This is a genomic window from Campylobacter sp. RM12651 (genome assembly GCF_022369475.1).
Lineage (GTDB): Bacteria > Campylobacterota > Campylobacteria > Campylobacterales > Campylobacteraceae > Campylobacter_E.
Map to the genome: position 1 here is coordinate 1,355,381 of NZ_CP059600.1, position 22,534 is coordinate 1,377,914.

The following is a 22,534-nucleotide window of genomic DNA, read 5'->3' on the forward strand; positions in this document are numbered from 1 at the left end:
AATGAATTTAGAAAAAATGCTAGAGATTAAAAAAAGACTAAATGCGTGGTCTTGTAAGAATAAGTTATATGTGATCAAACAAAGGCAAACATATATAGCTGATGTTTTAGATAAAGTCCATAAATGCTATTCAACAAATAATGACTATGAGCTTATTAGTAATTTATGTGATATTGCTATTTATACACTAAATATTTTAGAAGATGCAGATATTAGCAAAGAATCAGAATATAATTTGTTTTTCTATACTGACTGTGAATGCAATTACAACAACGACAATACTGAAACTCTTCTGCAAAAGATTACAACATACGAATTTTTTGATGACAGATTAAACTTTAAAGATAAAACCATAACAGCTCAAAGATTAATTTCTTTGTGTATGTTAAAAATTAAACTTTTAGGTAAAGACCCTTTCAAATGCCTAGAAGAGAAAATAAAAGAATATGAAACATACTCATATAATAGCATATCAAAACAAAGGGAGTTAGGTGCATATACTTTAAGTGAAGCTAAGCAACAAGCAAGAATATATTTTTCTAATGATAATTGGACTAAGTTATATACTGATGATGTTAAAGAAACCGAAGAATACTATATATTTAATGTAACTTATGAAACTGCTGATTACAAATTAATACCTTTTTATATGCGTGGAGATTTGGAACAATATACAAATAGCGAGTTTAAAGTCAAAAAATGGTATTTCGCTAGGCTTTTAAATTGTGAGCCAAAGGATTAAAATAATGTTAGAAACATTAGCCTTGATATTTTTTTCTTCACTTGTAGTAGGAATTGGCTTTATAGTGTTTTATAAATTATACGAATTTTTATGGTGGTTAGAAATTTATCAATATCGTAAAATCAAATATAAACACTATATAAGATTAAGTGATGATCAGAAAAAAGAATTAAATTTAATGGTGGTTCTTAAAAAAAATGAAGAAGAGCAAAAAGAGAGAAAAAAAAGAAAAAACAAATGGGGATTTTAAGTAAGGAGAAATTAATGAAATTAGAAAACATAAAAATCGGAGCTAGTCCAATAAGTAATCGTATTTATGTAGGAGAATTGAATAAAAATCAAACTGAATGGAAAAACAAAGTAGATGTTACAGATGATGTGGTTTTAGCAATGATTACCTATTTAAAAAACAACAATAACAATATTAAAGGCTCATTTTGCAGTGGCAATACTAAAGTTGATTTTAAATTAACTTTAGATTTAAAAGAAAGCGAAATTAAATAATGAATATGTTAGAAATAATCAAATTTATAGATGAGCTTATTAGAAAAGAATATAAAGGAAATGAAGAAATATCTTCTTTTTACTTAATATCGCTTATTACAAAAGCTGTTATGAATGATAATGAAAAAAATAAAACAGATTTACATAATTATATTATTAAAAAATTTGATTATTTAGAACAAAAGACATGTAGCTATATGATTTCCATTATAGACATATATATTACATTAGCTACGATGTATTTTAAAAAAGAGTGTGAAAACTTAAAAAATACTAACAACTAAAAAACTAATAGGAGTAAAAATGAAAAAAGAAAGCTTATTAGAACAATTGTTCTTTAGACAAGATTATATGTTAGATTTACTACAAGAACTTACGCCATATTTTAAATCCAAAAAAATCAAAATTATTGATGATATAGATGAGGTAAAGAATAAACTTAGCTACTTAAAAAATAAAAATGATTTGCAAAGCTTAGTGGTTAGCTTTGATATAACCATTAAAAATCAAAACGACCTTAGCATTAAATTTAAAAAGAGCTATGAACAAATAATTGAAACAGATATTTTTAATGATAGTATATTGCAAAAAGTAATTGTTTTAAAATTTGAAACTTTAAATCCTATTGAAATTGAAAATATCAATATTGAGAACCAAAGTATTTTTATTCAATATGTTAAAAAATCAACTTATGATTGTGGCATTTCATATTCGTATTCTTTTTACAATGTTGCTTTGAATGATATTAAAAAGGTTGTTGAATATTTATTATTATAATAATTATTACTTTTTATTATATATTTAAGTAAATATTTAGGTTAAAACTATATAATTTTGGTGTAAATTAAATAGATAAGGATTTATTATGATTATAAAAAACCAAAATGAAATTCAAACATTTATAGATTTAATGTCAGAAAAAAATGATGTTAATGTAGTTAGTTTTCAAGATATAAAAAACCCATATCACATTAATTATGAAATTGATTTTTATGACCTTGATTTAGGGAATATTTGTGAAAACAAAGACCTAGTTAAGAGTTTAGAAAATTCTAATTTGCCAATACTAAATTTTGGCGATGAGTTATTAAAAGCAATGTATAAATATGATGTTGATATTGAAAAACTTAAACTTACAGAGTGTGCAAAATCTAGCTTATTCCAAACAGAAGTTTTAACCCCAAAAGAAAAATATCATTTTTTCAAGAAAATAAAAAGTTTTGATGATTTTAGCTATATTGTATCAAGCATATATATGAATGAAGAAGATGGTAGTAATGAAGTTTTTGATTTATCAATGGTTGAACTTAGCGATACTAAATTTCAAAACTTTGCTAGGTGGGAAACTACTTTTTGTTTTTCTATGTCAGAAAATCTAAAAACATTTTACGAATTGTTTGAAAATATATCTGAAGAAAGATTAGAAAAAATATTTAATATTTGGAATAGTTTCTTTAGTATCTTTACAGTGTATCAGCTAACTGAATATTATAAAGCAATTCATTATTTAGAAAATCCACACTTGTTACCAAAGCAGCTACAACCAAATTTCTTAAAAAGTGCGGCTATGAATCAAGAGTTTTCTTTTTTAAAGGAAGAATTTAATAAGGAAAGCGAACATAAAATGGGCTTTTTCCTAGAAAAAATAGAAACAGATTTTGATGAAAAAAAGCAAGAGCAATATAAAAAAATATATTATGCTTTTGAAATGCAATATGCAATAGATAATTGTTTTTAAAGGAGTAGATATGGTTTATAAATGAATTGAGTATAAAGCTATAAAATGTGATTGTGGTTATGAATATATAAAGCATTTTTGCAAGACTATATTAGATAGATTAATACAAACAAATTGATAGATTGTTTTTGGAGTGTTAGTATATGTATATAAAGAAAAAAATAGCTCTTGCGATTATTATAGCTAGTATCATTATGAATATTACTTGCATAATTATTTTATCATTACCAAATGTTTTTCCAAAAGCAAGTGATCCACAATTTCAGCAAGAGTATATTGTAGGTATTTTTTACCTAGCTTTGTAGGTATATTTTTGCTTTTAAGTATGAAAAAATATTGGAGATAATTTATGAATGAAATTATGAATATTACAAACTTTAAAATACCAAACAAAACAAGAAACATTATAGTATTTCTTATGTTTTTAAGTGGAATTTGGTTTTGGTTTGATAAAACTTTTGGGTGGGTTGGTGTTGTTTTTTTAGGTTTATCGGCATGGTATTTTGCTTATTGTTTTGACCCTAGTGGTCCTCTATTTAATTACAGAATAGAAGAAGAATATAAGCAAAAGACTTTGCTTATAATTGAAAATTTTTTAGTTTTTGTCAAAAATAATAAAGATTTTTTACCTCAACAAACTTATGAAGAAATTATGCAAAAAACTACTAATTTTTTTGCAATAGACTATAAAACAGAACAAGATAAGAGCGATAGTGAGATAAGCCTAACAAAAAAAGAGTTTAAAAATGAATATAACAATTTCATATTCAGAATAAATGCTACAGCTAGATTTAGTCCTATTTTCTTTAATAAACAATCGTTAGATAGCTTAATAAATAGACTTTTAGAACTTGAAAAAACAATAGTTATTGAAGAAGAAAGGTGTTGATTTTGGTTTATAATGGCTTTGAATATCAAATAAAATTAGTGCAAAAAGAGAAACTTTTATTTTATAGAGTTTATGTTGCTACTTATTTTTATCCACATTTATTCAATGTGAAAAGCTTTTTAAAACTTAGACTGAGTATGCTAAAGAAAAAATCACGCAATGTTGTAGATATTTACTATAGTAGCTTTATAAAAGATGATGTTTTGTTTATATCTTCTTTAGAACTTAAATTAAATAACCACGCTAATTTTATTTATAGCTTTGATATAAAATCTACGAGAAAAGATAACATGATGGATAAAATAGAAGAATTGATAAAATATCTTATTGATAATGTAGAAGTAAAACAAATTAAGCCTTTAGAAGAAAAATATCTTCGTTTAAGCGATATTCTTAGCGAAGAGGATATTAACAAGAAGATTAATGCTGTTACCAGTGTTTTGCCTATTACAAAAAAAGCTTTGGTTGAGCATTTGGGTTATACTGAGAATTTTTTATATCAATCTAGTGCAAAAGAAAAATATTCTGATAAATTTATTAAGGCTCTAAATGGATATATTGAACTAGAAAAAATTAAGCATAAATATTAGAGTTATTATTCATAAATATTCATATTTAAGTAAATATTTAGGTTAAAACTATATAATTTTGGTGTAAATTAAATAGATAAGGATTTATTATGAAAAATATTTTTGAAGATTTTTTAAATAATATGGAATTAGATTTTGAGTATTCAATAGCTAAGCATAATGATAATGAGATAAGTTTATTTATAAATAACGAATATGAAGAAGATAGCTTTTGCTTAGATTTAGATTTTAAAAATAAAAAAGCTGTAGTTTATCCCTACGGACACCCAGATAGTTCTTTTAATGAAGATTTTTTTAATCGTATTAAACCACTTGTGAGTTACTTTGATGGGAGAAATATTGAATGCTTTGATTATTATGTGATTTGTTCAGTAATTAATCAAATAGTATTTCATATCAATAATGGAGTTTATTATCCTAAAGAGATACAAAAACAAGGAAAAAAGCGTATTAAAGATGAGGTAGATAATCTAAACGATGCTTTTGAAAAAGCTAAAACTCAATTAGAGTCTAGCGAATATATTTATAGTGTTAATGAGTATGAAAATGAATATGCTTTTACAATAAAAGATAAAATTGCTTGTGGCGAAAGATATATTGTTGTAAAAAGAATGGTAGATACTCACAATTAAAAGAATACTAAATGATTTTAGAAAGTATTCTATACCACGCTATTTATAAGTTCAATCTCAATAATAAAGACCAAGAAATATATAATTATTATATTTATGATGATGAGGTTATTTTATATCATAAACATTTTTATAATAAATATTCAAGCTACTATATATGTAGAAGTTTAGAAGATATAGATGATATTTTGCGTGGTTGCTTAAGTTTTGCATATTATTATAAATAAAAATAGGATTAGTATGACTACTCAAGATATAGAAAAAGCAGTAGAATTAACTTTGAAAAATCTATCTTTAGATAAAACAAACAATATTGATACTATTTACATAGCTAATCAATTAGGTTATTGTGTTTACGAGGCTAATTTTAGTAGCAAAGAAGAGATTTTAAGTATTTTAAATAAAAATAAAAAAAACTATTCATATTAATAAATATGAAAATATTATCACAAAACGCTTTTTAATAGCTCGTAGTATAGCACATATCATATTGCATGATAAAATAGAGCATATATATTTTAAAAATAACTATAAAAATGATAGTAAAGATTATGAAGCAGATGTTTTTGCATCTATATTGCTTATTCCTAAAAAAAGAATTGAACAAGCTTGGCAACTTGCAGACTATAATATAGAAAAACTAGCTCAAATTTTAAATAATTTTCCCAAAAAAGTGATTTTAATGCGATTGTTATCATTGGAAATAATAGTTTAAACAATAAACCATTTAGTAATATTTTTTATTCATATTGTAAGGATTATTAAAAAAAGGTGTATAGTTTTATCACACATATAAATTAACCTTAATATGTGTAGTTAAAGATATTAACTCTTGACAAACATACTCCTTTCATACAAAAAAGTATGTAGATAAACATTTGTTTCTCATGTTTACAAAAAACTAAACTTTCTTAATTATACTATTTTTTTAGTATAATTAAGTTTATTTTCATTTTAATATACTATAATATTAGAATAAAAAACAGGAATTAAAGGAATTATATGGGAAATAGATGTTATGTAGCACAAGTAGATAAAGAAAACAAAAAAATTGAAATGTTTTACAATCATTGGAATGGTGCGTGGGATAGCATAGAACCTACGCTTGATTTAGCAAGACATTTAAATACTGATTTTAAAGGCTTAGCTAAGATTAATGAATTAGCTTTTAATTATGGCAAATTGCGTGAAGAACCATATTTAATTGAAGATAGTTTCAATATTGCTAATTTTTGTAAAGATTTCGATCTAGGAGATAATGGTGTTTATTTTATAAATAAAAACTTTGAACTAAAATATCACTATCAAAAAATTGGTCTTACTGAAGATATTGTGCACGATTATGATGGAATACTAGAGCATATCATAAAAGAAAACAAGTTAAATATAAATATAAAAGATGTAAAAAGACATAATCTTTTTGAAAATAAAACTAATATTGATGAGGTAACAAGTAAAATCCTTAAAGCTTTAGAAAAGCAATATGGCAAATTAGAGCTATATTTTACAAATGCTATGAGCGAACTTATCCAAAAAGAATTATCTAATATAAATCAAAACAAAATATACATATCTAATACCCAAAATATAGATTTTAATATTAGTTGTGAAACTGATTATGATAGCGTGGATACTGAGTTTTGGTTTTATTTAGAAGAGTCTGAAATGATTGATAATCTAAGAAAAAGATTAGGTTATTTTAAAAAAAGAAATATTTATTTTAAATTAAATCCAATTGATACTAAAACATTTTTAGAGTTATTTTAATAAATTAAAAAGGTATAAATTATGGCAAAAAGTAACATTAAAACTATCTATATGATTAGTGTAATCGCTACGGCGTTTGTTGTTTTAATTTTGAGTGGTTATACAATGGGTGCAGGTAATATTGTTCTTGCTTGGTTGAAATCAAAAGAGGCATTTTGGGTAGCTGCTATTGGATTATGTGTCGTAAGCTTTTATTGTTATTTAACCGAAAAGTTTGCTTGGGCTTTTGGCTCACTAATAGTAATTGTGCTATTGGCATTTAATTGCTTTGTTTTTGTAGGTGCATAAATGAGTCATTATGTTTCTATTTCAAATATTAGGTAAGGATAAACAATGTCGGTAAGTATAAATTTATTACCATTGGTGGAAATACTATTGCATATTTTAATATCTTTTGCTTTATTGTTTAATTATTTGATAATTTTTATAATTTTATTTGACATGAAAACAAGCAAATATTTTTATTTCTTTAAAAAAAGCTGTTTAATGTGTGTTGGTATTGTGGTATATACTATATTAGAACTCTATATATCTAATAATCCTACATTTTTAGTAATTTTTTTAGCTTGTTTCTTTATTAGTGGTGATATATTTGATGGATTATTTGTTTTTGTGCTTGAAAAATCAAAATATCCTAGTAGAATTTTTTTGCTTATATATACAATTATCCCATTTTGCTTATTTGCTACTCTTCTAATTTTAGACCCTACTTTATTGGAAGATAAAATTGTGTTTAGCATGTGTGTAATTTTATTTATCATAACTATATATCAAATATCTCATTGTGAGGACATTTTTGAATATATTTGTGGAACAAAGGAAACAAGCAATGAAGAAAAATAAAATATTACTGATAATTATTGTGTTTAGCATGGTGGCAATTTATTCTATTTACAAGTTATTTTCTAATCATATTAATAATTCAATACAAAATGGCATTTTAACTAAAAAAATACAAGATGTGAAAGAAAAGTCTTGTGTTGATGTTGTAGGTTATCAATTAGATAACAAAACCTTAACAAAAATTAAAAACAGCTCACAATACTCATTAGGCTCTATGTTTGATAATATACAAGAAAAAGCAAGAAAAGAACTGAAACAAAAATATATAGAGTTATCTAAAAAATCAGATTCATATTTCATTATTGAAGATGAAAATCTAATTAGCGATATTAGAACGCTTGAAGAAATCAAAGAGGAGATGAAGACTAGATTTAGTGCTTGTTGCGAACACATAGATGATGGTAACGGGTTTAGTCATCTTGAAAATAATTGTAGCTTTTTTTATTTTTTTAATTGTGGAGAAAGTATTCGTAGTTCTAGTTATAGTAATTATGAAATGGAAATTTATAAAGATTACTACTATTGTGGCAAAAATACCACAAGGAGAAAGCAATGAAAAACGCAATGTTTTATGCTAAACAAGTGATTAAATATTGCCATGAAAATAATCATAAAATCACTAATTTGCAACTACAGAAAATTTTATATTTTCTACAAGCTCAAAATATAAAATTTCATAATGAGCCATTATTTGAAGATGATTTTGAAGCTTTTCAATATGGGGCAATTATATATGAAGTATATAACAATTATAGTCGCTATGCTGCTCATGCGATAGCAGATGACATTACGGATAGACTAGAATTGTCATATAAGCAAAAATCACTGATTGAAAATTGTATGAACTTAAACCCATTTAAATTAGTGGATATAAATACTCAAGTTGGTGGGGCTTGGTATAAAACTTTTAATAATGGTGTAGGAATAGGAGAAATAATTCCTAAAAAGCATATTCTTTTAGAGGTTAAGGAGCTTATTAATGAGTAATCAAATTAAGTTTAAGAATAATTATGAAGTTTTAGAGCCAAACAAAACACATATCTTAGAAGTAATTACATTAGAAAATCGTTGCGATAGCAGATATTATATAGATGATAAATATTATAATAGCTATCTATTGACTTTAAAAAGAAGTATTGCGAAAGGTATGTTATATACAACTTTAGATTTAAAAAATCAATATGATATGAAGTGTGTAAATCAAAAAGAATATGAAAAATTAAAAGAAGAATATAATCAAGAGAATAACGATAATGTATTATTTACAAATGAAGCTATAGAAAATGCCAATGTATTATTTGCAAATGAAATATATAAAAAAACCTCAAAGTTTTATTTTGGTAAAATTTATGAAAAACTTGATTATGCCCAACAATATCATAAATATTATAATATCATTAATACACAAAATAAAAGTAGTTTTGATATTATCAAATATATCAAACAATGCAAAAAAATTATAGTTCATTTTTTAGAAAATAGCGAAAAAGAACAAAACAAATCCTATGGATTAAAAAATAAAGAGCTAAGATTTTATATAGTTCTTGATGATGAATGCAAGGATAAGTATGAAAAATACCTATTAAGTAGAAATCTTGCAGGAGATTTTAACGCAAAACAAGTATCTGAATATTTTATATCTACTTTTAAAGATACTTTTAAAAAGTATGATTTTATGGTTTCGGAAGATAAGCTAAAAAATACTACTAAAGAATATTTACAAGAAGATAATTATTTAGTTGGATATTTTTTTAGGATTGTTGTTATGCCTGATATAAGTTATGCACCTAAAGACATTCAAGAAATATACAAAGGTATTCCACAAGAAGAAGTAATTTCAAAAAAATATAATAAGAAAGTTGGTTTTTTAATATGTGAGTTTGGTTATTATCAATCTAATAATATTGTAACTGATTATTACACAAATATAGAAGTTTTAAAAAGTAATATGCCTATTACTAATCAAGAATATTATACTTTTGATAATGTTGATTTTGTGAGTATTAAGAACAATTATACTATTGAAAAAATATTAGGCACTAAATCTGATAATACTAAAAAAACAATACCAAGCAAAAAAAATAATTTATTTGCTCATATAATATGTGCATTAGGGATATTATGGTTTTTTTGGGTTCTTTTTATATTTTTTAAACAATAAGGATTATTAATGGAAAACACAAGAAAAAAACCAATTAGCTTATGGTGGATTATAATCGCACTTATTTTGTTAGATTATATGGTTGATGAGGTTATATTAAGTGAAAGCTTTTTAGTGCATTTAACTAAAATGTTTAATTTTTTAGGTTTAAAAGCTATATTTATTATACCTACCTTGCTTTTAGTGGTATTTTTGGCTATACCATTTTTCTATAAGCCTAAAGGCGTAATGGAATACATTCAGTATTTTGAAGAGAAAGTGCAAAATAGGTTTATTATTTGTTTAGCAGTATTTTTTGGATTGTTTTATTTAGCATCAAAAACAAATGATTATAGGAACATAACTCATATTGTATATTCATATCAAGAAAATAATCAAGATTATGTATGCAGCTACAATATAAAAACCCAAGATTTTGAAAATAAAAACGATAGCAACAAATGTGAAACTGCATTAGTTGATAGTATAAAAAAACTACAAAAAGAAATCAAAAGAACTGATAATACTGATAACTTTTTACATTTGGTTATTGACTATGCAAGACAAGGAAAAATTGAGTTTTTTAGCTATACTGAAAATGATATGGAGTGGGAAAACGATATTTATGTAAAAGACCCTAAAGATTTTTCATGGCTTATTATAAAATCTTTAAGAAAGGATAAAGAATGAAAGAAAATAAACCTAATTTTAACGAAATTGAAAGGATTAAAAAATGACTAAAGAACAATTTGATAAGCTTATAAAAAGCTCAAGAAAACTAAAAGATTTTAAAATATCTACAAGTCTTGGAGAAAACTATACACTAAATGCTTTTAATCAAGCTTATATGTATAGCATATTAAGATATTTAAGCGATTTGGCTTTGGAAAGCAATAATGAAGAAGAAAAAGCTTTGATTTTTGGTTCTATCGCCTTATGTTGCATTTCTTTATATGAAGAAAACACTAAAACAGATATAGTGTATGAGGAATGTATTAATCAATTTGGCGATTTCTTTGCATTAATGGATTTAGTTGCTAAAGTTTTTAGCCCACATAACCTAGAGCCATTTCCGAGCAAATATTTAAACAATAACTTGATAGTTGAAATAGTTAATCAATGTTGCTTTATGGCTAGTCAATATAAAGATGATAATGTTGATAATATTGATTTAGCTGAGTTGGTGGTTAATTATATAGATAGAGTATGTATTAATGCTAATATTGATGAGGTAGCAAAACATACAAATTCACAAAATTTTAATACCAAGTATTTAAAAAATTGCATTTATATAGAAATGCCAAATCAAAATATTGAGCTATGCTTAGAAAATTATTCATTACTCACAATATATTTTATTAAAAGCGTAGTCAATAAGGAATTATGTGGATTAAATGCCTATAAAAAAGAGTATCCTAGTATAATGTCTATATATGAACATATACAAAACCAAAAAGAGCTTGAATTAAAACATACGATAGAACAAAAAAACTATGTGAGTGTTTTTGGTAATTATGCTAGTTCTGACATACACGCTATATCTGTAAATATTAAAGATACTAGCTTTAATCTCAGCTATTTTTTAACATTTTTAGAACAAAAAGATTTAGAGTTTGATATTAAAGGAAAATAAGGATATTTAAAATGGCAAGATATTTAACCCACGCATTTGTTATAGATAAGAAAAAACAAAATGTATTTTGTGCAGTGATTGACTTGCAATATACATTTATAAGACCAAGTTTTGTAGTAAATAGCGAAAAAATGAAATTATTAAATATAAATGAAGAAATAGAAAATAACTTCTTTAATTTTTTAATAGGTGTAAATAAAAATTCACTTGAATGCTATGAAGACTTTTTGGATAAAGATATGAAAATAGCTTTATTTGAAAGACTTATGGTTGATATAGATATGTCAAGTGATAATTTTTTAAAAAGCATTATGCTAGATTATTTAAATAAATCATACGAAAATTATTTAGCTAATGATAGAAGAAAAATGGCTACTATGAGCTATATAATAATAGACCACGCATTTATCTATGAATATGATTCGGATAAAAAAATAATTGCACCTACTCATTATAAGCATTTTGATATAAAAGAGTATATGGAGTTAATCATTGATAAAGGCATAGATAAAATAAATGAAATATTGCTAGAAAAAAGCAAAGATAAAGATAAGGTAAGAGAGAACATAGAGCATAAAAATAACTTTATCTCTCATTGGAAAAATAATATAACAAACAACTTGCAAAATAATCTAGTTCGCTTATATAAAACTAGAGATGCTAAGCAAAATGAAAGCAATGAACAATATGAATATATGAAAAAGAACTTTAAATATAATTATGTAGGTTCAGAAGAAGATATTCAAATATGCAAAGATATTGAAAAATACTATAAAGAAAATCACTTTAAAGATGAAATTATAAAAACTATTGATAAAAATGTCCCAAAAAGTATAGAGGATTATTTATTTAATACTATGCACAATCCGTTTAGAGCTTTTTCAAAACCAAAAGATTTACATTATTTAATTAACAAAGCTTACGAAATAACAATTGAAAATATTAAAAATATAAGCGATAAGGATATTATTAAAGAGCGTAAAAGAATATATTCTCAATTTGGTGTTTGTATTAAGCATTTTAGAGAAAGTCTTTATTTTAATAATCAAGATATTTATTTTAGCATGAGAGATGAATTAGACTTTCAAGATAAAAACTATTGGTTTCACTTACGAAATGGCTTTTTAGAAACACTAAATCTTAATGAAGCTAAATCGGAAAAAGACTTTCGCTTTCTTAATGGTTTTATAGATAGCTTTTATGATAATTATTGTGTTGATAAAGAGAATAGGAGTAGTAAATGCTAAATACAATAAAATGAAGTTGCCAATATGTAATATATATCATTATTAAAATTAAGGAAAAACAGAAATGATTATAGATTTAAATAATTTAGATGAACACAGCAAAAAACAAATATCTAGATTAGAACAAATAAAAGATATTGCTGTGATGGAAGTGGCATTAGGCGGATACAATGTTATGATTTGGACTGATGAAGTAAAAGAGCCAAAATATGTAACTATAAAAGATTTAGATATTATAAAAGAATATATTTTAGTATATCCAATTGATCCAGAAAGTTGTGGCGATGTTGATGGTTATTCGTTTTATTCATTAGCATATTTTATAAAAGAATTTAATGAAAAAATACCTAACAATAAAATTGTGCCATTTCTAAAAGAAAAACTAAAGCTTTATAGATTTGAAGATTTAGAAAACGAATATAATTACGGATTAGCAATAATGGTTTTATGTGAAGATTTTATTAGAATTGGACACCCTTTAAAGGAAGAATTAGAAAATTATAAAAAACATTTAAAAGATGAAGACAACAAATGGATAAAGAATAATTTGAAACTATTTTAATAACTATTAGAATTATGCGACTAATAAATAATATGAAAGATGATTTTATAAAAAAAAGATGAGGTATTAATATGAAAAAAATTATATTATCTAGCCTTGTAGCTTTATCACTACAAGCAGCTACTATTGTTCAAATGGGTAATGTGTATGATTTTGCTGAAGAAGATTTATTGGTATTAATAAGCAAAAAAGCACAAGAAAAAAAGAAATTTTTAGAACAAAACCAAGATAAAATTACTGAAGAATTTAAAGAAGCATTAAAGAACTACAGACCAAAAAATCTTGCGAAATTACCACCTGCAAAAAAAACGCAAACTAGACTTGTAGATATTACATACACGCTTGATAAAGATATTATTGCAAATAATAAAATATATTATAAAAAAGGATATAAAATTAATCCACTAAAACACATCCCATTACCAAATAAATATATTGTATTTAATGCAAATGATAAAAATGAGCTGCAATATGTAAAGGATAACTTTAAAGGTAATTTAGAATATGAGTTTATCTTGTCCGACGGAGATTATAATAAAGCAAATAAAGAACTTGATACTTGGGTTTATTATTTACCTCAACTAATGAAAGATAGATTTCAAATAAAAAGCACTATTAGTATAATTAGTCAAGACAACGAATTTATAAAGATAGAAGAAATAAGTATTAATGAAAAAAATATTAAATGAAATTATAAGGAAAAATTTATGGAAATATTAAGGAAAATTAAAGATATACAATCTGAGCAAGATTTACAGATAAAAATAAATAAAGTGCTAGATTATTTTAATCTATCATTAAAAGATTTATCAAGCATAATAAAATACTCGCCTAATTATATTTCTGCTTGTAAGCAAAATCAATTTAAAATAAACGATAGATTTATTGCAGCAATTGATTTATTTGTTAAAACAAAAGAATTAGAACATTTATTAGAAATAGAAAAATTTAAAAATAATTATAAATAGATCCCACGCAAAAGTGGGATTATAATTTAAGCTACTATTTTTTTAAATAAATCTAACTCCACATTTGTATTTTTGTCTAAATCACTAATTGCATTCAATAAATTCTCATCATCATATATTGCAAGTAATTCATTATATTTAATATCTTCTCTTAATAAGATATGTTTTAATAACATATTATTATTCTTTTGAAAATCATAAGCATCAAAATTTTCTTTTCTATATTCTTCAAGAAAAATTTGGGCCTCTAGGCTTAATGTATTATATTGTTTGCCATTTAATTCTTTCGCTATTTCTTTTGAAATAGTGTTTAAAAACTCATTTAGTTTCATGTGTAAATCCTTTCTGATAAAAATACTTATATTTTAGTATAATTTTATTAATTTAAACTTAAATATACTAAAAAATTAGTATATAAAAAATTATATTCATATTGTAAGGATTATTAAAAAAAAGTGTATATTTACACAAGGCTAATTAAAGAAAATATTTTTTGGATATTAAATAAGCTTAAAAAACTCATTTTAAATAACTTGCGGTAATTAGTCTTTTTATTTATAAACAAAAGTAAGACTATGTAACAAACTCTGTGATAAAAATTTTTTTCATTTAATAATAAATAATATCCAAAAAATGCAAGTTATACTAATTTTTTAGTATATTTAAGTTTAAATTAATAAAATTATACTAATATTTTAGAAAAGGATTATTATGTTATGTGTTAATATTGAAAAAATGTATATTAGTTATCAACCAAAAAATAAATACGAAAATATTTATAAAGATTTTTTATTTAACGATATAAGAAATAAAATATCTGATTATGTATCAAATAATAGTTTTGAAAGTATTAGCTCTAATAATAAAATACTTTTTATTGCTTTTCCTTTAAAAAGAGATTGTGATATTCATAAATTAAAAAAAATTATTAGTGAATATAACGAAAAAAGTAAAGAGTTAAGTATAAATGAGTAATAGTTTAGCCGTATCAAAGTATTTTTTACACTTGGCTTATATTGAAAATGCGGGGGAAACTTTTTCTGCACATAGAATGCAAGAGCTTTTATTTATGACTCAAGGTTTTAGTTTTGTGATTAATGATAAACCATTATTTGAAGAAAATTTTATATTTTTATCAAATAAAAAAATTGCTATACTTAGTAACTTCTGTCATTATTTTGAAAAATATGGAGCTAATGGTATTAACTTTAAAGAACTTAGTAATTTTAATATTGATGAGGTTAATATTAAATCAGTAGATGTAATTCAAAAGACTTATGTATTTTATAACTTACTAGATAATTACAATCAAATTAGAAGTATTATTTATAACAAGTTTTTTCAATTTAATAATAGTAAAATAGATGTGCCAATTAATAATCACGATATTAAAATATTTTTTACTGAAATACTACCAAATATAATAAAAAAAGAAAATAAAGAGTATCAAAAATCATTACTACGAAAATATTTAAAAAACCCAAATAAATGCTATCACATTTTTTATAAGGATATTTAAAAATGAGCGAAAATAAAGCTTATCTAAGCGAACAAATTATTACTTATCTAGGAAATAAACGCTCTTTACTTGATTTTATAGCAATGGGCGTTGAGTATGCTAAGATTGAGCTTAAAAAAGATAAATTAAGCTCGGTTGATTTATTTAGTGGAAGTGGAATAGTTGCAAGGTTTTTAAAACAACATTCATCATATCTAATAGCAAATGATTTAGAAAGTTATAGCAAAGCAATTAATGAATGCTATTTATTAAATATAAATGATGATTTTTATAAAGAACTCTTAAATGAATACAATATTTTAAGTCAAGAAATCATAAATAATTTAGATAATGCAGGTTTTATTAAAGAGCTTTACTCTCCTAAAGATGAGCTTAATATAAGCCCTAACGATAGAGTTTTTTATACAAATTATAATGCTAGTTATATTGATACAGCTAGAAAGCTTTTAGAACATAATAAATACAAAAAATATTTTTTAGCTCCACTTTTATATGAAGCTAGTGTTAAAGTTAATACAAGTGGAGTTTTTAAGGGCTTTTATAAAAACAAAAATGGTATTGGTCAATTTGGTGGCGAGGGTCAAAACGCCCTAAGTAGAATAAAAGCAAATATAAACTTACAAATGCCTGTGTTTTCAGCTTATAATGTGCCGTTTGAAGTCTTTAAAATGGACGCAAATAATCTAGCAAAAGAGCTTGATTGTGATTTATGCTATATTGACCCACCTTACAATCAGCACCCTTATGGCTCGAATTATTTTATGCTAAATCTAATTACAAATTATATAAAACCGAGTGATATTTCAAAAGTTTCTGGCATTGCTAAAGGTTGGAATAAAAGTGCTTACAACTATAAAGCAACAGCTTTGGAAAGCTTTACTGAGTTGATTTCTAATTTAAAAGCAAAAATAGTTTTAATTTCTTATAACAATGAGGGCATTATTGAAGAAAATGAACTTATGAATATGTTAAAACAATTTGGTCAAGTGCAAATGTTAGAGCAAAAATATAACACTTTTAGAGCAAGTAGAAATCTAAACAATAGAGCTTTATATGTTAGTGAAAAGCTTTATATTTTAAAAAATAATAAGGAATAACAAATGGAGAATTCAACAATACTAACCCATATTAAAATTATGAAAGAAAGATTGCAAAAAATACAAAAAGATATAAAGAGTAATGATATTGACCAAGAAACTTTGCGTTTAAGGTTTATGGATTTGCAAAATGATATTGAATTTTTAATTTTTTATATAGAAAAGGATAAAAAATGAGCAAAATGGTTAAAATAATAGGACAACACGAGTTATCAAATATTGATGAAACTTTATTAAAAATGGGAAAAACACTTGATTTTATGAAGCAAGTAACTTCAGAAATTAAAACAAATCAAACACTGATTTTACAAGTTCAAAATATTAATGAAGATACTAATAATTTCATTGAAAATGAAATAAAGAAAAGAATCGATACATACCAAAATAAAATTGAAGATATACAAGAACACTTAATGTATTTAGAAAAAGAAATTAAAGACTTGCAAGATAAAGTAAATGCTAAAGAAATTGAAAACGCACAAGTAATACCTAATCATTTTTTTAAAAAATATAACTATCTTACTGATACAATATTTTCAACACATAAATTCTATAAGAATATAAATATTGATGAATGCACTTTTGAAGTTACAGGAACTCAACAATATACAACTCTATTTATAGAAACACCATTAAAACTTATAAGTTCTTATACAGAATTTGATAAAAAAGTATTTTTAGCTTTATTTTACTTACTTAGAAATTATGATGAGAAAGAATCAAAATACAAAACAGACTTGCTTGATATAGAAACAAGCACGCAAGAAATAGTTAATTTATTAGACTTAGACATTGATGAGGATATTCATAATAAAATAGCTAAATCTATTAGCAAAATAAAAGATACAAGAATATATGATAAAAACAATATGGACATTAAAGTAAATTTAATGTTAGTAACAGGTGCTATTGGAGTAGGCAATCATAGTTCTAACGAGCTTATTAGAATTATAATGGAGCGTAAGGTATTTGATATTATTATGAGAGCGAGAAATCTACATGATTAATTTATTTATAGATTATATTATCGCTATATGGCAAGACCCTTTAGTTGATTTTGAAACATTATTAATTTCTGCAACATTAGGGGCAATACCATTTGTTTGTGCGTGTATATTCACTTTGCATAATCTATCAAGAGTATCTGAAAAAATTGTATTAGCTTTAGCAAGTATATTCACATTAATGTTTGCTTTAACATATATACACAAACTGATAATTCTAGTAACAAATGGCTATAGCCATGTTGATTTATTAAAGTTTTTTGCATATCTATCAGGTAGCATATCATCAATAATAATTGCTATTGCTTATGCAAAAAAAACTTCACGAAAAACAATCCATTTTCATAAAAACGGCATTACTAAAGAGTATAAAATTAAAAGAAAAAATGGAAATAACAATGATTACTGAAGAAATTTTATGGGTATTTTTTTATGGTATGTTTGTTGGAGTTATTGTATGTTTTGTTGTAACAGCTGCTAATGTTGGATATTTTAAAGTCAAAAGATATTACAAAATATCTTTTATAGAGTATTTTATATTAGATAATGATACTCAAAAAGCATTTACAGAAAATGCCAATCATAAATTACATACAAAAATACTAGAAAGAACCGAAAAAGCTAAAGGAGAAAAACATGAATGAATTAATAAACGCTATAAAAATAGTATCACAAACACACACTAATGAAAGCTTACTTATATTAATGTTTGCTATACATATAATTTATGGTATGTGGCTTTTATATTTTAAAATCAATGAATTAAATCCTAGTGATATATACACAAATAAAAACATAGTTTTTTTGTGCTTACTACAAATAATTTTCGTATCTTTTTGTTTCCTTTCTTATAGAATGCTTAATGACTGTATTGAACAGCCTACAGAACAAATAGCAAATTTTTGGTTTAGTATCGTATTTATAATTAGTCTTGGAGGGATTGCAATAGCTAATACACACAGAATAATACATATTATAAACTATCTCATAAAGGAAAGAAAAAATGCAAAATGAAATACTTGAAATAACACTACCAATATTTGATGATTTAATAGAAATCATCAAACACGAGCAAATGATAGATGCTATTTATAAAAGCAATAGGCAAGTTGCAGTAGATTTATCTTTTAATAATAATAAATACATTGCTATATTTAAAGCCATAATGAAAAAAGATTCTATAGCTGTCCTGTTAGACACTTTTCAACCACAACTATATAGAATGTGGGCTACTAGCTTCAATTTAAACAAGCTTTCTAGCTCTATTGACATAGCACTATTAATTTATCAAAACGCATATATGTTTTCAGAACGCCCAGAAGCTCTTGAGTATCATTTTGATGAACAAGAATTATTTAAAGCATATATAAAATGCTTAGAAACAAAAGAATATAGTGAAAACCCTGCATTTTTATTTTCATCAATACGCTATGTATTTGAACAAACAACCAATGTTTGGGCGAAAAAGCTATTAAATGAAGAATTAGAAATTACCAAAAAACTAAGTATAGAAGAGCTTTTTGATGAACTTTATAAATTAGAAGAGCCATTATGCAAAAAGATATTATTAAATGTTTTAAATAGCTTAATTAAAACCAATAAAAACGATGAGGTTGTTAAATGATAAGTAAGATAGATAAATACTTTAGCTACTTCCTAAAGGAGCTTGAATTAACAAATAAAAGTATCAACACTATTACTAGCTATAAAACTACAATAAATAGTTTTAAAGCATTTTTAGAAAGCTATGAAAAGCATATTACTACAAGTAATATTAAGAAAATTGATATTTTGGCGTTTTTAGATTATAAAAATGATATGTTAGAAAAACAAAGTGAGCTAAAAAATAGCTCTAAGCAGCTATATATAACTCACTTAAAAACATTTTTTACATTTATCAATGAAAACTTTGAAACAGAAATTAATATTAAAGAGATTTTTAACTTTAAAATTCAAAACCCTAAAAGAACGCCTAAAGGAATTGAAGAAGAAGATATGGTTAAAGTAAAGAACTACCTAAACACACTAGATATAGATAACTTTTTAGATTTAAGACGCTCTATGATATTAAAAATATTAATTTTTAGTGGTTGTAGGCGTGGGGAATTACAAGAAATAACAATTGATGATTTTAACCTCATCAATGATGAGCTTTATAGTATTAGTGTTATTGGTAAAGGCTCTAAAGAAAGAACATTATATATCCCTAAGCAGCAAATACAAAAAGAACTTGAATTATATAAACAAATGGGCTTTAAGTATATCGCAACCTCAAGCGGTAAAAAACGACTAAATGGCTCACAGATTTATAAGCTTTTAAATACTATTTTTAAACAACTTAATCTTCATTGTAGCGGTGTTCATATACTAAGACATACATTCGCTAAAAATATGATTAATAAAGGCCTCAATATTACTATGGTAAAAGAGCTTATGGGTCATTCATCAATTACAACAACATCAATATATACAAACCCTAGTAAAAATGAGATTGAAAGGTCTTATATGGGCGTTAGTAATATTTAAAAAAAGGATAAAATATGAAAGATATTGATATAGCAAAGTATATAATATATACAATGCACCAAAAAGGTTGTCCTATTAGTAATTTACAATTACAAAAAATATTGTATTTTGCACATGTTGAAAGCAATGCAACATTATTAAAAGAAAAATTTGAAGCATGGAAAAATGGTCCGGTCTTAAGAAATATATATAATGAATTTCGCCATTATAGTGCTGAAAAAATTGTGAATATCACTACTTTAGAAGTATTGCCAAATAAAGAAGAAAAAGAAATATTAGATAATGTAATTCAAGCTTTTATAAAACTAGGTGCTTGGAATATAGTATTACTTGCACATTCTGAGCAATTAGCCTGGAGAAAAACAACTAATGATTTTATTAACAATGATGGCTCTTGGAATGAAAAAAAATATAAAGAAAATTTTATAAAAAATGGTTGTCTTTATATAGATAATAAATTAATCAAAAAAGATAAAAATAAAATTTATAAAAATCAGTTTCAAGGTGATCTATGAAAGCTATAGATGTAGCAAAGCATATCATAGATATGGCTCAACAAGAAAGCCAATCAATAAGCCACTTAAAATTGCAAAAAATTTTATATTTTATTAATTTAGAATACCTTAAAAATAACAATTGTATGCTTATAGATGATACATTTCAAGCATGGGAGTATGGAGCTGTTATTTCTAGTATTTATGAGTTATTTAAATTTAATGCTGCTTACGATTGTAAGCTTGATAATTATGAAATAAAAAATAAAGATAACTTAGAAATACTAGCTACTCTAGATGGTCGTATTAAAGAATTGCTAAAAATGAAGCCATATGATTTAGCAAAGCTATCACGCAGAGAAGTTGGTGCTTGGTATAAAAATTATGAAAAAGGTAAAAATAACACAATACCTTTAAAAGATATTTTAGAAGAAGCTAGAAACATTGATAAGGATAATAAATGTTTTCACATATAGCCTTACCAATACAAGAGATTAAAAAACTAAAACAAGCTTGTGATGAGGTAATTAAGCTTGACATTAATAAGGAACAAAAAAACTTAGTATGTGTTTTTCGTAGATATTTGATTGATAGGATACAAAACCATATAGTTGGTCTTAGCGATGAATTAAGACTTGATTCTGAGTTTATAAATGATATGTTTTTTACAATAGATAAAATTTATATTTTAAATCCGAATATTAGTGGCGTAATAAAATTACTATCATTTTTTAAAAAACATAAAATAGATAAGCAATATGAATTTTAATTAGGTAAAAAAATGAATTATGTAAATTATGAGTTAAGTTGGTTGAATAATAATTGCAATATATATAATCTTAAAAAACAACCTATCAATGAAAATTTTAAAAATGATGTTGTTAATTATTTTAATAAGGTAAATATAGATTTTAATTATATTGATACAAAAAACATACAGCGAGTTAATAATGCTCAATTTAAAGCTTTATATTATCAAGGTAATATAGGGCTTTTGAAACAAAAATACATAATATCAATTATAGGCACAAGAAAACCAACACATAACGGATTAAATAGAACAACTAAATTGGTAAAAGAATTATCATATAATATCAAGCCTACTTTTATGTCTGGTCTTGCAAAAGGTATTGATACTTGTGTTATGCAAACAGCTTTAAAATGCAATTCTAATTTTATTGGAGTTATAGGAACGCCTTTAAATAGATATTATCCATTAGAAAATAAAAATTTTCAAATAATGTTAGCTAAGCAGCAATTAATTTTAAGTCATGTTCCTTTTTATAAATATTCAAAACAACCATTAAGCGAACAAAGTAGATATTTTTTAGAGCGTAACTATGTAATGGCTATCTTGTCTAATGCTACAATAATAACAGAAGCTTTTGAAAACAGCGGGACATTTCACCAAGCTTTAGCTTGTTTGCAAAATAGACGCAAAGTATTTATCTTAAATTCTTGTTATGAAAGTAATTTTAAATGGGTTAAAAAACTTGATAAAATAGGTGCTATAAAAGTTAAAAAAATAGAAGATATTTTAGATAATTTATAATGATAAGTAAAGCAGCAATTAATAAGATTAATCATTTATTAATCATTTTTTATTCAGTGAACAATCAATGATTATTCAATTATAATT

Annotated in this window: 40 protein-coding genes; 39 read left to right on the top strand and 1 reads right to left on the bottom strand. The window is 24.3% G+C overall.

The window, feature by feature from the left end:
* Position 1: 1 nt before the first annotated feature.
* The 25 genes from AVBRAN_RS06560 to AVBRAN_RS06680 all read left to right on the top strand — a co-directional run bounded on the left by AVBRAN_RS06560 (position 2) and on the right by AVBRAN_RS06680 (position 14,255).
* A complete protein-coding gene (locus tag AVBRAN_RS06560; protein ID WP_239802814.1) occupies positions 2–742 on the top strand; it encodes a hypothetical protein in 741 nt (246 codons plus the stop codon).
* A 4-nt stretch (positions 743–746) separates the two neighbouring features.
* The gene (locus AVBRAN_RS06565; protein ID WP_239802815.1) at positions 747–992 is read left to right on the top strand and encodes a hypothetical protein; all 246 of its coding nucleotides are present in this window, start codon (positions 747–749) and stop codon (positions 990–992) included.
* 14 nt (positions 993–1,006) lie between these two features.
* Positions 1,007–1,246: a hypothetical protein gene (locus tag AVBRAN_RS06570; protein WP_239802816.1), complete on the top strand. Its 240-nt coding sequence runs from the start codon at positions 1,007–1,009 to the stop codon at positions 1,244–1,246.
* Positions 1,246–1,530, top strand: a complete 285-nt coding sequence (locus AVBRAN_RS06575; RefSeq protein ID WP_239802817.1) for a hypothetical protein — start codon at positions 1,246–1,248, stop codon at positions 1,528–1,530. Before AVBRAN_RS06570 ends, AVBRAN_RS06575 begins: the two co-directional genes overlap by 1 nt.
* Before the next feature lie 19 nt (positions 1,531–1,549).
* Positions 1,550–2,023, top strand: coding sequence for a hypothetical protein (locus AVBRAN_RS06580; protein WP_239802818.1), 474 nt, complete (start codon positions 1,550–1,552; stop codon positions 2,021–2,023).
* Between the two features lie 88 nt (positions 2,024–2,111).
* Positions 2,112–2,984: a hypothetical protein gene (locus AVBRAN_RS06585; RefSeq protein ID WP_239802819.1), complete on the top strand. Its 873-nt coding sequence runs from the start codon at positions 2,112–2,114 to the stop codon at positions 2,982–2,984.
* Positions 2,985–3,127: 143 nt separating this feature from the next.
* Positions 3,128–3,289 (top strand): hypothetical protein, encoded by a 162-nt coding sequence (locus tag AVBRAN_RS06590; RefSeq protein WP_239802820.1) that lies wholly within the window; start codon positions 3,128–3,130, stop codon positions 3,287–3,289.
* A 44-nt stretch (positions 3,290–3,333) separates the two neighbouring features.
* Positions 3,334–3,873, top strand: coding sequence for a hypothetical protein (locus AVBRAN_RS06595; RefSeq protein ID WP_239802821.1), 540 nt, complete (start codon positions 3,334–3,336; stop codon positions 3,871–3,873).
* Between the two features lie 2 nt (positions 3,874–3,875).
* A complete protein-coding gene (locus AVBRAN_RS06600; protein ID WP_239802822.1) occupies positions 3,876–4,463 on the top strand; it encodes a hypothetical protein in 588 nt (195 codons plus the stop codon).
* An 89-nt stretch (positions 4,464–4,552) separates the two neighbouring features.
* Positions 4,553–5,095 carry a hypothetical protein gene (locus AVBRAN_RS06605; RefSeq protein WP_239802823.1) on the top strand — a complete coding sequence of 181 codons (543 nt, stop codon included), beginning with the start codon at positions 4,553–4,555 and terminating at the stop codon, positions 5,093–5,095.
* 11 nt (positions 5,096–5,106) lie between these two features.
* Positions 5,107–5,322: a hypothetical protein gene (locus AVBRAN_RS06610; RefSeq protein WP_239802824.1), complete on the top strand. Its 216-nt coding sequence runs from the start codon at positions 5,107–5,109 to the stop codon at positions 5,320–5,322.
* Between the two features lie 13 nt (positions 5,323–5,335).
* Entirely contained in the window at positions 5,336–5,524 is a 189-nt protein-coding gene (locus AVBRAN_RS06615; protein WP_239802825.1) for a hypothetical protein, read from the top strand.
* A gap of 34 nt (positions 5,525–5,558) precedes the next feature.
* The gene (locus tag AVBRAN_RS06620; RefSeq protein ID WP_239803728.1) at positions 5,559–5,810 is read left to right on the top strand and encodes an ImmA/IrrE family metallo-endopeptidase; all 252 of its coding nucleotides are present in this window, start codon (positions 5,559–5,561) and stop codon (positions 5,808–5,810) included.
* A 287-nt stretch (positions 5,811–6,097) separates the two neighbouring features.
* Positions 6,098–6,862: a hypothetical protein gene (locus AVBRAN_RS06625; RefSeq protein WP_239802826.1), complete on the top strand. Its 765-nt coding sequence runs from the start codon at positions 6,098–6,100 to the stop codon at positions 6,860–6,862.
* Between the two features lie 21 nt (positions 6,863–6,883).
* The gene (locus tag AVBRAN_RS06630; RefSeq protein WP_239802827.1) at positions 6,884–7,150 is read left to right on the top strand and encodes a hypothetical protein; all 267 of its coding nucleotides are present in this window, start codon (positions 6,884–6,886) and stop codon (positions 7,148–7,150) included.
* 45 nt (positions 7,151–7,195) lie between these two features.
* Complete coding sequence (locus AVBRAN_RS06635; protein WP_239802828.1) at positions 7,196–7,705, top strand: hypothetical protein; 510 nt, start codon at positions 7,196–7,198, stop codon at positions 7,703–7,705.
* 19 nt (positions 7,706–7,724) lie between these two features.
* Positions 7,725–8,261: a hypothetical protein gene (locus AVBRAN_RS06640; RefSeq protein ID WP_239802829.1), complete on the top strand. Its 537-nt coding sequence runs from the start codon at positions 7,725–7,727 to the stop codon at positions 8,259–8,261.
* Positions 8,258–8,692: a type II toxin-antitoxin system antitoxin SocA domain-containing protein gene (locus AVBRAN_RS06645; RefSeq protein ID WP_239802830.1), complete on the top strand. Its 435-nt coding sequence runs from the start codon at positions 8,258–8,260 to the stop codon at positions 8,690–8,692. Before AVBRAN_RS06640 ends, AVBRAN_RS06645 begins: the two co-directional genes overlap by 4 nt.
* Entirely contained in the window at positions 8,685–9,866 is a 1,182-nt protein-coding gene (locus tag AVBRAN_RS06650) for a hypothetical protein (RefSeq protein WP_239802831.1), read from the top strand. Before AVBRAN_RS06645 ends, AVBRAN_RS06650 begins: the two co-directional genes overlap by 8 nt.
* Positions 9,867–9,875: 9 nt before the next feature.
* Entirely contained in the window at positions 9,876–10,535 is a 660-nt protein-coding gene (locus AVBRAN_RS06655; protein WP_239802832.1) for a hypothetical protein, read from the top strand.
* 43 nt (positions 10,536–10,578) lie between these two features.
* Positions 10,579–11,478, top strand: a complete 900-nt coding sequence (locus tag AVBRAN_RS06660; RefSeq protein WP_239802833.1) for a hypothetical protein — start codon at positions 10,579–10,581, stop codon at positions 11,476–11,478.
* An 11-nt stretch (positions 11,479–11,489) separates the two neighbouring features.
* Positions 11,490–12,725: a hypothetical protein gene (locus AVBRAN_RS06665; RefSeq protein WP_239802834.1), complete on the top strand. Its 1,236-nt coding sequence runs from the start codon at positions 11,490–11,492 to the stop codon at positions 12,723–12,725.
* 64 nt (positions 12,726–12,789) lie between these two features.
* Positions 12,790–13,287, top strand: a complete 498-nt coding sequence (locus tag AVBRAN_RS06670; protein ID WP_239802835.1) for a hypothetical protein — start codon at positions 12,790–12,792, stop codon at positions 13,285–13,287.
* Positions 13,288–13,358: 71 nt separating this feature from the next.
* Positions 13,359–13,976 (top strand): hypothetical protein, encoded by a 618-nt coding sequence (locus tag AVBRAN_RS06675; protein ID WP_239802836.1) that lies wholly within the window; start codon positions 13,359–13,361, stop codon positions 13,974–13,976.
* An 18-nt stretch (positions 13,977–13,994) separates the two neighbouring features.
* Positions 13,995–14,255 carry a hypothetical protein gene (locus AVBRAN_RS06680; RefSeq protein WP_239802837.1) on the top strand — a complete coding sequence of 87 codons (261 nt, stop codon included), beginning with the start codon at positions 13,995–13,997 and terminating at the stop codon, positions 14,253–14,255.
* A 26-nt stretch (positions 14,256–14,281) separates the two neighbouring features.
* Here AVBRAN_RS06680 and AVBRAN_RS06685 read toward each other — a convergent pair whose 3' ends face one another.
* On the bottom strand, positions 14,282–14,587 hold the full coding sequence (locus tag AVBRAN_RS06685) for a hypothetical protein (RefSeq protein ID WP_239802838.1): 306 nt from the start codon (positions 14,585–14,587) through the stop codon (positions 14,282–14,284).
* Between the two features lie 379 nt (positions 14,588–14,966).
* Here AVBRAN_RS06685 and AVBRAN_RS06690 point away from each other — a divergent pair, with 379 nt between their 5' ends.
* From AVBRAN_RS06690 to AVBRAN_RS06755, 14 genes are read left to right on the top strand one after another with little or no spacing between them, the layout of a single operon-like run.
* Entirely contained in the window at positions 14,967–15,230 is a 264-nt protein-coding gene (locus AVBRAN_RS06690; RefSeq protein ID WP_239802839.1) for a hypothetical protein, read from the top strand.
* Positions 15,223–15,774, top strand: a complete 552-nt coding sequence (locus AVBRAN_RS06695) for a hypothetical protein (protein WP_239802840.1) — start codon at positions 15,223–15,225, stop codon at positions 15,772–15,774. Before AVBRAN_RS06690 ends, AVBRAN_RS06695 begins: the two co-directional genes overlap by 8 nt.
* 2 nt (positions 15,775–15,776) lie before the next feature.
* The gene (locus AVBRAN_RS06700) at positions 15,777–16,871 is read left to right on the top strand and encodes a DNA adenine methylase (RefSeq protein WP_239802841.1); all 1,095 of its coding nucleotides are present in this window, start codon (positions 15,777–15,779) and stop codon (positions 16,869–16,871) included.
* Positions 16,872–16,874: 3 nt separating this feature from the next.
* On the top strand, positions 16,875–17,048 hold the full coding sequence (locus tag AVBRAN_RS06705; RefSeq protein ID WP_239802842.1) for a hypothetical protein: 174 nt from the start codon (positions 16,875–16,877) through the stop codon (positions 17,046–17,048).
* Positions 17,045–17,878, top strand: coding sequence for a hypothetical protein (locus tag AVBRAN_RS06710; protein ID WP_239802843.1), 834 nt, complete (start codon positions 17,045–17,047; stop codon positions 17,876–17,878). Before AVBRAN_RS06705 ends, AVBRAN_RS06710 begins: the two co-directional genes overlap by 4 nt.
* Positions 17,871–18,284: a hypothetical protein gene (locus tag AVBRAN_RS06715; protein WP_239802844.1), complete on the top strand. Its 414-nt coding sequence runs from the start codon at positions 17,871–17,873 to the stop codon at positions 18,282–18,284. Before AVBRAN_RS06710 ends, AVBRAN_RS06715 begins: the two co-directional genes overlap by 8 nt.
* Positions 18,274–18,519 carry a hypothetical protein gene (locus AVBRAN_RS06720; RefSeq protein ID WP_239802845.1) on the top strand — a complete coding sequence of 82 codons (246 nt, stop codon included), beginning with the start codon at positions 18,274–18,276 and terminating at the stop codon, positions 18,517–18,519. The genes AVBRAN_RS06715 and AVBRAN_RS06720 overlap by 11 nt, the downstream gene beginning before the upstream one ends.
* Entirely contained in the window at positions 18,512–18,889 is a 378-nt protein-coding gene (locus tag AVBRAN_RS06725) for a hypothetical protein (protein ID WP_239802846.1), read from the top strand. Before AVBRAN_RS06720 ends, AVBRAN_RS06725 begins: the two co-directional genes overlap by 8 nt.
* Positions 18,879–19,499 carry a hypothetical protein gene (locus AVBRAN_RS06730; RefSeq protein ID WP_239802847.1) on the top strand — a complete coding sequence of 207 codons (621 nt, stop codon included), beginning with the start codon at positions 18,879–18,881 and terminating at the stop codon, positions 19,497–19,499. Before AVBRAN_RS06725 ends, AVBRAN_RS06730 begins: the two co-directional genes overlap by 11 nt.
* Positions 19,496–20,401, top strand: a complete 906-nt coding sequence (locus AVBRAN_RS06735; RefSeq protein ID WP_239802848.1) for a tyrosine-type recombinase/integrase — start codon at positions 19,496–19,498, stop codon at positions 20,399–20,401. Before AVBRAN_RS06730 ends, AVBRAN_RS06735 begins: the two co-directional genes overlap by 4 nt.
* Positions 20,402–20,415: 14 nt before the next feature.
* A complete protein-coding gene (locus AVBRAN_RS06740) occupies positions 20,416–20,916 on the top strand; it encodes a type II toxin-antitoxin system antitoxin SocA domain-containing protein (protein WP_239802849.1) in 501 nt (166 codons plus the stop codon).
* Positions 20,913–21,371: a Panacea domain-containing protein gene (locus AVBRAN_RS06745; RefSeq protein WP_239802850.1), complete on the top strand. Its 459-nt coding sequence runs from the start codon at positions 20,913–20,915 to the stop codon at positions 21,369–21,371. The genes AVBRAN_RS06740 and AVBRAN_RS06745 overlap by 4 nt, the downstream gene beginning before the upstream one ends.
* Complete coding sequence (locus AVBRAN_RS06750; RefSeq protein ID WP_239802851.1) at positions 21,356–21,664, top strand: hypothetical protein; 309 nt, start codon at positions 21,356–21,358, stop codon at positions 21,662–21,664. Before AVBRAN_RS06745 ends, AVBRAN_RS06750 begins: the two co-directional genes overlap by 16 nt.
* A gap of 12 nt (positions 21,665–21,676) precedes the next feature.
* Positions 21,677–22,447, top strand: coding sequence for a DNA-processing protein DprA (locus AVBRAN_RS06755; protein ID WP_239802852.1), 771 nt, complete (start codon positions 21,677–21,679; stop codon positions 22,445–22,447).
* Positions 22,448–22,534: the final 87 nt, after the last annotated feature.